Origin of the sequence: Corynebacterium sp. HMSC077G07, from assembly GCF_001809225.1 — a bacterium.
Taxonomy (GTDB): Bacteria; Actinomycetota; Actinomycetes; order Mycobacteriales; family Mycobacteriaceae; genus Corynebacterium; species Corynebacterium jeikeium_D.
In genome coordinates, this window is the sequence record NZ_KV796550.1 from 220,448 (window position 1) to 231,062 (window position 10,615).

Genomic DNA, 10,615 nt, shown 5'->3' on the forward strand with positions numbered 1-10,615 from the left:
TTGGGGGTGAGTTGTGGGGGGGGCGGAAGTTGGGCATTTTTTGGGGCTTGAGCGGCTGACTGCTCAAGCCCCAAATCAGTGCCATTACTGCCCCCAACACCACCCCACCCCAAAGGTCAATACATTGAACTTGGTGATTCATTGAACTGACCACTATTCTTGGCTGCCATGAGTATTAGCGTCCAGAACTTGAGCGTGAGCTACGGCGCGAACACCGCGATTCGGAACATCAGCTTCACCCTCGACTCCCCCGGCATGCACGGCATCATCGGCCCCAACGGCTCAGGCAAATCCACCCTCATGAAGGCGATGCTCCAGATCCTGGACAAACACAACGTCCACGGCACAGGCCCCACCGGCGCCCCTGCCGGCTACCCCGTCACCCTCGACGGCAAGGCCCCCGCCGAGCAGCGCCGCGCAATCGCTTATATCGAGCAGCGCTCTGACCTCGACCGCAACTTCCCCACCAGCGTCTTCGACACCGTCCTGATGGGCACTTACCCGCGCCTGGGTCTTTTCCACCGCCCCGGCAAGGCCGAACGCGAAGCAGCCACCCAGGCTCTCAAGGACGTCGACATGTGGGACTTTCGCCACCGCCACATCAGCGAACTCTCGGGCGGACAGTTCCAGCGCGTCCTCTTTGCCCGCGCCATCGTCCAGGACGCGGAGTACATCTTCCTGGACGAGCCCTTCGTCGGCATCGACGTCCCCAGCGAGAAGACGATCGTGACCCTGCTGCGGCAGATGGCGGACGCGGGCAAGCACGTCGTCGTCGTGCACCACGACATGAACACGGTGCGCGGCTACTACAACGACCTCATCGTCCTCAACGGCGAGCTCGTCGCGGCGGGTCCCACCGAGGAGGTCTTCGTCCCCGACGTGCTGCAGAAGGCCTTCGGCGCGCTCGTCATCCGCGAGCCGTCAGCACCAGCCCACCCCACGCCACGGCAGGCAGCCCTCCAGGAGGAGACAGCATGATCGCGGAGTTCCTCGACTCACTACTCAGCCACGGCTACCTGCAAAAAGCGCTGATCACCTCGGTGATCGTGGGCGTGGCCTGCGGCATCGTCGGCAGCTTCATCGTGCTGCGCGGCATGGCCCTGATCGGCGACGCCATCTCGCACGCCGTACTACCGGGGGTCGCGGCCTCCTACCTGCTCGGCACGAACCTCTTCCTCGGGGCGGTGGTCGCGGGTCTACTCGCCACACTGGCGATCGGGCTGATCAGCGAACGCTCCACTGTGAAGAACGATTCGGCGATCGGCATCGTCTTTTCCACCTTCTTCGCGATCGGCGTGCTGCTCATGGCGAAAGCGCAGACGGCGACGGATCTGACGGAGATCCTCTTCGGCAACGTCCTGACCGTTCAGGACGCCGACCGCAACCTCTCGATCGGTATTGCCGCTGCCGTGCTGATTCTCACGCTGGTCTTTTACAAGGAGCTCAAGCTCAGCACCTTCGACCCCGTCATGGCGCAGTCGGCTGGCGTGCCCGTGCGGGCAATCCACTACGGGCTGATGGTGGTGCTCACGCTGGTGACGGTCATTTCCCTGCAGACGGTGGGCGTGATCCTGGTGGTCTCCCTGCTGATCACTCCGGCGTCGGCGGCGTACCTGCTGACGAACCGGCTGGGAGTGATGATCGGGCTTTCAGTGGCGATCTCGGCGCTCAGCTCCGTAGTGGGGCTGTTCCTGAGCTATAGCTACAACGTGTCCTCCGGCGTGACGATCGTGCTGACCGCCAGCGCGCTGTTCCTGCTGGCTTTCCTCTTCGCGCCAGGCAAGGGACTGATTGCTCGCTCGCTGGGCAATAAGCCACTGGCCGCGCTGTTGGCCCTCCTGGTGGGCGGTGCCCTCGTGTTCGGGGCCGTGACCTTCTCGACGGAGGAGAAGGCAGACGGTGAGCAGCTGAACGTCGTCACCACCTTCACGCTGCTGGCGGACCTGGTGGAGGAGATCGGCGGCGAGGCGGTGGACGTCCATAACCTCGTGCCGACCGGCACGGACCCGCACGACTACGACCCCCTGCCCGCGGACCTGGATGCGACGAGCGACGCCGACCTGCTGTTCTACAACGGGCTGAACCTCGAGGGCGGTGAGCACGGCTGGCTCGCGAAACTGAAAAACACCGCGGGCCTGGACGATTCCCAGATGGTCGAGGCCACCAAGGGCGTGGAACCGAAGTACCTCAAGGACGAAAAGGGCAATCAGGAGATCAACCCGCACGCCTTCCTGGACCCGACCGTCGGCATCGCGATGGCCGAGAACGTGACCGCGGCGCTGGCCGAGGCCCTGCCCGAGCGTGCCGAGCACATCGAGGAGAAGGGGGCGGAGTACAAGGCCATGCTGGAGAGCATCGACGCCGACTACCGCGAGCAGATCGGTGCGCTGCCGAAGGAGGATCGTGTGCTCGTGGCCAGTGAACATGCCTTCCAATACATGGTCGACACCTACGGCATGGAGCAGCTGTATATCTGGCAGATCGACACGGATGAAAACGGCTCCCCCGCGCAGATCGGACACCTCGTGCGCCAGCTGAAGGACAAGCGCCCGAAGCACCTGTTCGTGGAGTCGAACGTGGATACGCGCCCCATGAAGACCGTCTCGAAGGAGGCCGGGATTCCGATCTTCGACGAGCCACTGCACTCCGATGAGCTCGGCAAGCCGGGCACGGTCGCGGGAACCTACGAGGATTTCCTGCGCAGCAACTTGAAGACCATGATCGCGGGGCTGAAGCGCTAAAACGCGAATGCTCGAGGCCCACATGCGTTGGGCTTCCCCGGTCGCATTCCCGTTACCTTGTGAGTGTCCCCGATAATGGGGATAGTCGCTGGTCCCGGTATGGCTTACCTGCCCTGTAGTTTCCATAATCCGGGGGGGGGTGTTGCCGCCGGGTGCCAGGACTTCGATGACAGCTGATAGGGACACGGCCAGTTTTAAACTAGGTCTCTTTGTAACGTGGGTGCTTGCAACGAAGGTCATGACACCAGCGACTGGAACAACGCCATACCCATCTCGTTTTCTAGGAGCTCATCATGTCTCCGGAGCATTCCATCGACATATTCCTTGGGTTAGACGTCGGCAAATCTGAACACCACGCCTGCGCCTTAGACCGTGATGGCAACAAGGTCTTCGACAAACCGTTGCCTCAACTCGAATCCGAACTAGCAGGCGTTTTTCACCAGCTTCAGAAGCTTGGCACCGTGCTCGTGATCGTCGACCAACCCAACACCATCGGCGCACTACCGATTGCTGTAGCCCGGGACTGCGGTTGCGAAGTCGGATACCTGCCAGGTCTTGCGATGCGCAAAGCTGCAGATCTCTATCCGGGACGTGCAAAAACAGACAAACGCGACGCATTCATCATCGCCGACACCGCCCGCACAATGCCCCACACGCTACGTGCCGTCGACCGCAATGATGAGGTACTCTCCGCCCTAAAGATGCTGTCCGGCTTCGATGATGACATCGCCCGCGATTGCACTCGCACTGTCAATCGGCTTCGCAGTGTCCTCACCCAGATCTACCCCAGCCTGGAACGAGTTTTTGCTGGTAGCACCCTGACTCGCACGCCGATCCTGGAATTATTGATCCATTACAAGGGACCGCAGGGGCTAAAAAGAGCCGGATACCAACGAGTGTTGAACTGGATGATCAAGCGCACACGTAAAGACCCCACCCCGCTGGTAGACGACATTTTTACAGCGCTGAAAGCTCAAACAGTCACCGTGCCTGGAAGCGATGCCGCCGAGTTAGTAATTCCTCAACTGGCTGCAAACATCCAGGCCCTCAAAGAGCAACGAAACACCATTGCTGAGCAGGTTGAAGAGATGCTCGCTGATTTCCCTCTTTGTGAGGTCTTGATGAGTATGCCCGGAGTCGGCATCAAGACCGCAGCGCAGATCCTTCTTGCGATCGGTGATGGCTCCGACTTCGCTAGTGCTGGCCACTTAGCTGCTTATGCTGGAATAGCACCCGTGACTAGACGATCCGGTTCGTCGATCAGAGGTGAATTCCCGGCACGGTCAGGCAATAAACGACTGAAAAACGCCTTGTTCTACTCCGCATTCGCAGTTATCCGCAGCCACGAACCGTCACGGCGGTATTACGAACGCAAACGCGCTGAAGGAAAACGCCACAACGCAGCAGTCATCTGCCTGGCACGACGCCGATGCAATGTCATCTACGCGATGCTGAAAAACAAGGAGTTCTTCCGCGAAATCCCGCCACGCCCCGTCGCCGCATAAAGCCCCAAAGACGAAGCCGACCAGCACACGCTGGCCGGCTCCTAGGCACGCCTAAGAAACTACTCCCAAGACTGTGCTCGTCAACATCGGTCTGGCACTTGACAAAAACATAGGGACACCCCCCGTTTACTAAACGAGCAGCATCCGCGTCCTACCCATGCAGGCGGTTAGCAGCGCAGACCAAAGCGGAGAGCACGGAAGCCTCCGGAGTCTGGCCGAAGCCCATGGTCCACACATGGTCATTGTTGTGGCCTGCATAGACAAAGGTAGCGGTAGCTTCGAAGATTTCGAACTGGTGGAATTCCACGATTTCCACGCGGTAACCTGCATCAGCCAGCAGATTAGTGCAAGCCGACACCGGCCCCATAGCGGTAATCTCCTGGGTGAAGGTGTGGGTGTGGTCGTCCTTGTCGGTCAGTGTTAAGTCAGCGTTGAAATTCCAGCGCCCCAGGGTGCCGCGGGTTGCCTCGAAATTCTTGATCTGAACCGGGCCGCTCGTGGGGGAGTAGGTGTCCTTGAACTTCTGCCAGTTCATGCCACGAGCTTCTTGCCTTAAGCCTCGAGGCAGGCGATGTCCGAATCGAGCCCTAAATGGATCGTCGGAATAAGTTCGCACATTGCCGTCGTCCTGGTGCTCCAACGAAGGGCGCTTGCCCGTGAACGTCGTCGAAGTGGACATGTTCTTCTGGGTGCGAGTGGGAAACATTCTTTTCTGGTCCTTTGCTTAGTTGCTTTTGCTGTGAGTGGCGGACCAACCAAGTGCTTTGAGAAGTTGCGGCCAGAGACCCCGTGTGGAGGGGTCAGTCCTGTCGGCCTCCACCGGGGTTCGTAGCCTTCGCTACTCGAATAAGAATGTTCTGCTGCATGGGTGGAACCTTACTACAGGTAAAAGATGTGACACAAGTCATTCAATCAATATCTTTGGTGGATTCTTTGCTGTCCCCGTTAAATTCCGTTGACAGAGGCCAGGAAAACCGCCTCGCCAATAGCGATGTCGCGAATCTCGTTCGGGTCGACCGATTCATCAGCCGAGTGAATGCGGGCCTGTGGCTCTTCCACACCGTAGAGTGCGATGTCAGCACCTGGTACGGCCTCCAGCAAAGTGGCGCACAGCGGAATCGAGGCTCCCTCGCCCATGCTTGCCGTCTCCTTGCCGTAGGCGGCCGACAGGCTGTCGGCAACCAGCTGCACAACCTTGCCCTCAACATTGGCCCGGAATGGGTTCGCTAGCTCGTCGCGCTCGACCGTCACCTTCACGCCCCACGGAGCATGCGCGCGCAGGTGATTCTCCAGTGCCTCCTGTGCTTCGGCCGGGTCGACGCCGCTTGGGATGCGGAAGTTGATGTGCGCCATAGCAGTCGATGAAATTGCGTTGACAGCATTGGTCGCTGGTGGGCAGTCGATTCCGGTCACAATCACAGACGGGCGAGCCCAGGTCAGGTCAGAGACGGAAGCGTCCTCGTTGCTAATTAGGTCCACGCCGTCGAGTACACCTGCGTCGGCGCGGAAAGTCTCTGGCGCGTAGTCCAGCCCCTCCCAGCGCTGCGAGCAGTCCAGGCCGTCAATAGAGGTAAAGCCATTTTCATCGCGCAGGCTGTCGAGCATACGAATCAACGCCGCCAGTGCATCCGGAGCTGCGCCGCCGAACATGCCCGAGTGCACCGGCTGCTCCAGCGCATCGACGCGAACTTCCACATCGGCGGTGCCGCGCAGGGTGGTCACGAGTGTCGGCTGGCCAACCTCGGCATTGCCGACATCCGCAATGAGGATGACGTCGGCGTCGAAAAGCTCCGGCTGCGTGGCGATGAGGTTGTTCAGGCCCGCCGATCCGCGCTCCTCGGAGCCTTCCACGATGAGCTTGATGTTTGGCATGTCGACGCGGCCCGCAAGCGCGTCGTCACGCAGCGCGCGCAGCGCAGCTAGGTGCATGACCACGTTGCCCTTGCAGTCGGCAGTACCGCGTCCGTACCAGCGACCGTCGCGCTCATCGAGCGTCCACGGATCCGCGGTCCAAGCGGATTCGTCGCCCGCCGGCTGGACGTCGTAATGGGAGTAGAGCAGTACGGTCTTCGCGCTTTCCGACGACCCGGGGACGAAACCCGACAGTGCAATCGAGCCGTCGACGGTGTGGTGCGCCTCCAGTTCGATGCCCAGCTCTGCGTACATGTCGGTAACCGCCTTAACTGCGTCAATGCAGGCCTGCTTGGTTTCTTCGGTGCCGTGTACGGAGGGGAAGGCCACCAGCTCGGTCAGCTGGGTGCGGATGGTCTCGCGTTGGCTGGAGATGTGGTCTCGCAGGGTCTCCGTGAGTTCCTTATTAATAATGCTCATGTGCGACAGTGTAGGCGCACAACCATGATGGCGTTGGAAGTGGCATAAGGAGTGACGCCAGGAGTGACAATGCTTAACCTTGCACTCGATGGGGTTGAGTGCTAGAAAAGTGAATTAGCACTTGCTCTAATTGAGTGCTAATAAAAACAACTTCACACCTTGTGTATGCGTGTGCTGAAACAAGTGTTGAAAAGTCGTTAAAAAGTACAGTGTTGACTCCGGTGATGGAGAGGGCGGCGCTTCCCTCGAATCACATGCCGTCGCGGGCGCCTGGGTCAACTTCCAATGTAAGTGCCACATAAATAGACGGAGGATTCTTCAAACCTCATGGCTAAGATGATTGCATTTGACGAGGAGGCCCGCCGCGGTCTCGAAACGGGTCTGAATACCCTGGCAGACGCTGTCAAGGTTACGCTGGGCCCGAAGGGTCGCAACGTAGTCCTCGAGCGCAAGTGGGGCGCACCGCTAATCACCAATGACGGTGTCTCCATTGCACGTGAAATCGAACTTGAGGATCCTTACGAGAAGATCGGCGCTGAGCTGGTCAAGGAAGTTGCCAAGAAGACCGACGACGTCGCTGGTGACGGTACTACTACCGCTACCGTTCTGGCTCAGGCTCTGGTTTCCGAGGGTCTGCGCAACGTTGCTGCTGGCTCCAACCCGATGGGCATCAAGCGCGGCATCGAGAAGGCTGTCGCGGCTGTTACCGAGAAGCTGCTGGAGTCCGCTAAGGACATCGAGACCAAGGAGCAGATTGCTGCTACCGCTGGTATCTCCGCTGCTGACCCGGCTATCGGTGAGCTGATTGCCACCGCTATGGACAAGGTCGGCAAGGAAGGCGTCATTACCGTGGAAGAGGCCAACACCTTTGGTCTCGACCTGGAGCTGACCGAGGGTATGCGCTTCGACAAGGGCTACATCTCCGGTTACTTCGCCACCGACATGGAGCGCCAGGAGGCCGTTCTGGAGGATCCGTACATCCTCCTGGTTTCCGGCAAGATCTCCAACATCAAGGACCTGCTGCCGCTGCTGGAGAAGGTCATGCAGTCCGGCAAGCCGCTGCTGATTATTGCTGAGGACGTCGAGGGTGAGGCTCTGTCCACCCTGGTCGTCAACAAGATCCGCGGCACCTTCAAGTCTGTCGCTGTGAAGGCTCCGGGCTTCGGCGACCGCCGTAAGGCAATGCTGCAGGACATGGCTATCCTGACCGATGGCCAGGTCATCTCTGAGGAGGTCGGACTGTCGCTCGAGACCGCTGACCTGCCGCTGCTGGGTCGCGCTCGCAAGGTCGTCGTCACCAAGGACGAGACCACCATCGTCGAGGGCGCTGGCGAGCAGTCCGCTATCGAGGGCCGTGTCAACCAGATCCGCGCTGAGATCGAGAACTCCGACTCCGACTACGACAAGGAGAAGCTGCAGGAGCGTCTGGCTAAGCTCGCCGGCGGTGTTGCAGTTATCAAGGCTGGCGCCGCAACTGAGGTCGAGCTCAAGGAGCGCAAGCACCGCATCGAGGATGCCGTCCGCAACGCAAAGGCTGCTGTGGAGGAGGGCATCGTCGCTGGTGGCGGTTCCGCACTGCTGCAGGTTTCGCACGTGCTTGACGACGAGCTGGGTCTGACCGGCGACGAGGCAACCGGTGTCCGCATCGTGCGTGCGGCTCTCGCAGCTCCGCTGCGCCAGATTGCTCTGAACGCTGGCCTTGAGGCCGGCGTCGTCACCGAGAAGGTTGCTTCCCTGCCGCAGGGCGAGGGTCTGAACGCTGCTACCGGCGAGTACATCGACCTGATGGAAGCTGGCATCAACGATCCGGTGAAGGTTACCCGCTCCGCACTGCAGAACGCTGCTTCCATTGCGGCTCTGTTCCTGACCACCGAGGCTGTTGTCGCTGACAAGCCGGAACCGGCTATGCCGGCAATGCCGGGTGGCGACGAGATGGGCGGCATGGGCTTCTAAAAGAGGTCCCAACTGCTTGAGTTAGCCTTAAAAATCGCCGCTGAGGGGTGTCCCTCAGCGGCGATTTTGCTCTGTAACTTGAGAAAGTTTAAGTCCCCGAACCCACCCTCGTCGCATCAGATGCCTCAGCGCTTGGTAGTGAAAAATAACCGATGATCTGTACCCATGTACGCAATGCCGAGGACTGTCTGTTATTAATCCTGCTGCCTCAGTACAGAGGTGAGATCCTTGGAGTCCCTTTAAGGCCAGGGACAGGCCGTCGCGCTCGCCGACAATCTGGATGCAACTACCGACTTATCAAAGTGTGAAATTCTTCTGGTCTCGCTACCGAACCCTGCCACTTTGCTATTCGGCCGGCTTATTCGCGGCCTCGATAAGCTCGGTTGACCAGTTCGCCTGCTGAATACGGGTATCCAAGTCCCGGTATTCCTTCGCCGCCTTGTCGGCTTTCTGGCGCAGCGACCGGATATCCACAGTGGCGACATAGCGAATCTCCGAAGCTGAGTATCGATCCCGCCGACCCGAGCCCTGATCGGCTGCGGAGGTGTAGAACCGCCGCCGTGTTAGCAGGTGGTCGCGCTTCGCAAGTGCGTCGCTAAGCGTTCCGTCCTCGAAGGCAGTAGCGGAATTCGTTGCGTTAATCGAGCGCACCAGCCATTCGAAGCGCGCCATCAGACGCTCGGCTTCGGCAATAAGCGCTTGCGGATCTTCATCAGGCGTATCGCCTTCCTGCACCTGCGCCACCAGCGCGAGACGGCGATTAATCTCAGCCAGCCGGTCGGAAACTTCGGATCGTGCGGCAAGAGCCTCGGATAACAACATGGCATTTATTGTACGCGCAGTGCTTATCGACGGTCGCTGCGTGCAGTCCCACCCCCTCAATTTCGGTAAGACGGAACGTTAACTGCTGGGAAATTGCAGGTAAGGGCACCCGCATGGGGGACGTGTGGTAGAGAAATTCAGTAGGATAAGGGGTATGGCTGACAAGAATGAAGAGGAATTCCACATCGTCGATTTGGCGAAGACCGAAGGTTACGTCGTCGATGATTCTGATGAGGACGATCCGGTACTGGTCACTCCAGACGGTGAGCGGGTTGATACCTGGCGCGATGGCTACCCGTACGAGGAGCGCATGACGCGCAAGGAATACGAGTCTATTAAGAGGAAGCTGCAGATTGAGCTTCTGAAGTGGCAGAACTGGACCAAGGAAACTGGTCAGAAGCACATCATCCTCTTCGAAGGCCGTGACGCCGCTGGTAAGGGCGGTACCATTAAGCGCTTTAACGAGCACCTGAATCCGCGTGGTGCTCGAACTGTGGCTCTGGAAAAGCCGTCGCCGCGTGAGTCCACCTCGTGGTACTTCCAGCGCTATATTGAGCATTTTCCGTGCGCTGGCGAAATCGTCTTCTTCGACCGTTCTTGGTACAACCGTTCGGGCGTTGAGCGCGTGATGGGTTTCTGTACTGAGTCTCAGCATGCAGAGTTCCTGCGTGAGGTTCCGATGCTGGAGAACATGATTCTGGGCTCCGGTATTTCGCTGACCAAGCTGTGGTTCTCGGTGACCCAGAAGGAGCAGCGCACTCGCTTCGCTATTCGCCAGGTCGACCCGGTACGTCAGTGGAAGCTCTCTCCGATGGACCTCGCATCGCTGGACCGTTGGGGTGACTACACCCGCGCGAAGGAAGAGCAGTTCCGTTACACGGATACCGATGAGTCCCCGTGGATTACCATTAAGTCCAACGACAAGAAGCGTGCCCGCATCAACGCGATGCGTTATGTGCTGAGCAAGTTTGAGTACACGGAGAAGGACCACGAGCTGGTCGGTACTCCGGATCCGAAGATTGTTAAGCGTGGCCGTGACCAGATTGGTGACTAGCTCGGTGGTCCGTGACTGACAAAGTTCTTGTCTAGAAGAAACGCCCGTAGGAGTGCTCAGGCACTCGGCGGGCGTTTTCTTATGGCTGGCGGCGGCGGGGCGATGCCCTTACGGCTGACGACGGCGGGCCAGTGCAAGTTAGTGACTGAGTTTATGTCAAAAACGGCCAGAAAATTGGCCGGTAGGGTCAGGCGGTCATTGCATCATGG

The 10,615-nt window shown here is 59.3% G+C and carries 8 protein-coding genes; 5 read left to right on the forward strand and 3 right to left on the reverse strand.

What is annotated here, in order from left to right:
- The first annotated feature begins 168 nt into the window (after positions 1-168).
- From HMPREF2562_RS10625 to HMPREF2562_RS10635, 3 genes are all read left to right on the forward strand, one after another.
- On the forward strand, positions 169-978 hold the full coding sequence (locus HMPREF2562_RS10625; RefSeq protein ID WP_035006260.1) for a metal ABC transporter ATP-binding protein: 810 nt from the start codon (positions 169-171) through the stop codon (positions 976-978).
- Positions 975-2,741, forward strand: coding sequence for a metal ABC transporter solute-binding protein, Zn/Mn family (locus HMPREF2562_RS10630; RefSeq protein ID WP_222865187.1), 1,767 nt, complete (start codon positions 975-977; stop codon positions 2,739-2,741). Before HMPREF2562_RS10625 ends, HMPREF2562_RS10630 begins: the two co-directional genes overlap by 4 nt.
- Positions 2,742-3,034: 293 nt before the next feature.
- A complete protein-coding gene (locus HMPREF2562_RS10635; protein WP_011273191.1) occupies positions 3,035-4,246 on the forward strand; it encodes an IS110 family RNA-guided transposase in 1,212 nt (403 codons plus the stop codon).
- A gap of 151 nt (positions 4,247-4,397) precedes the next feature.
- Here the strand turns inward: HMPREF2562_RS10635 and HMPREF2562_RS10640 are convergent, their stop codons facing one another.
- Together HMPREF2562_RS10640 and HMPREF2562_RS10645 are read right to left on the reverse strand one after the other, a co-directional pair.
- The gene (locus tag HMPREF2562_RS10640) at positions 4,398-4,952 is read right to left on the reverse strand and encodes a 2-isopropylmalate synthase (RefSeq protein WP_048731724.1); all 555 of its coding nucleotides are present in this window, start codon (positions 4,950-4,952) and stop codon (positions 4,398-4,400) included.
- Between the two features lie 239 nt (positions 4,953-5,191).
- Positions 5,192-6,577 carry a dipeptidase gene (locus HMPREF2562_RS10645; RefSeq protein ID WP_070429048.1) on the reverse strand — a complete coding sequence of 462 codons (1,386 nt, stop codon included), beginning with the start codon at positions 6,575-6,577 and terminating at the stop codon, positions 5,192-5,194.
- Positions 6,578-6,904: 327 nt separating this feature from the next.
- Here HMPREF2562_RS10645 and groL point away from each other — a divergent pair, with 327 nt between their 5' ends.
- Positions 6,905-8,530, forward strand: coding sequence for a chaperonin GroEL (gene groL, locus HMPREF2562_RS10650; RefSeq protein WP_016421501.1), 1,626 nt, complete (start codon positions 6,905-6,907; stop codon positions 8,528-8,530).
- 345 nt (positions 8,531-8,875) lie between these two features.
- Here the strand turns inward: groL and HMPREF2562_RS10655 are convergent, their stop codons facing one another.
- Positions 8,876-9,352: a DIP1984 family protein gene (locus HMPREF2562_RS10655; protein ID WP_049190643.1), complete on the reverse strand. Its 477-nt coding sequence runs from the start codon at positions 9,350-9,352 to the stop codon at positions 8,876-8,878.
- A 154-nt stretch (positions 9,353-9,506) separates the two neighbouring features.
- Between HMPREF2562_RS10655 and ppk2 the strand changes: the two genes are divergently transcribed.
- Positions 9,507-10,406: a polyphosphate kinase 2 gene (gene ppk2, locus HMPREF2562_RS10660; RefSeq protein ID WP_005510168.1), complete on the forward strand. Its 900-nt coding sequence runs from the start codon at positions 9,507-9,509 to the stop codon at positions 10,404-10,406.
- The last annotated feature ends 209 nt before the right edge of the window (positions 10,407-10,615 follow it).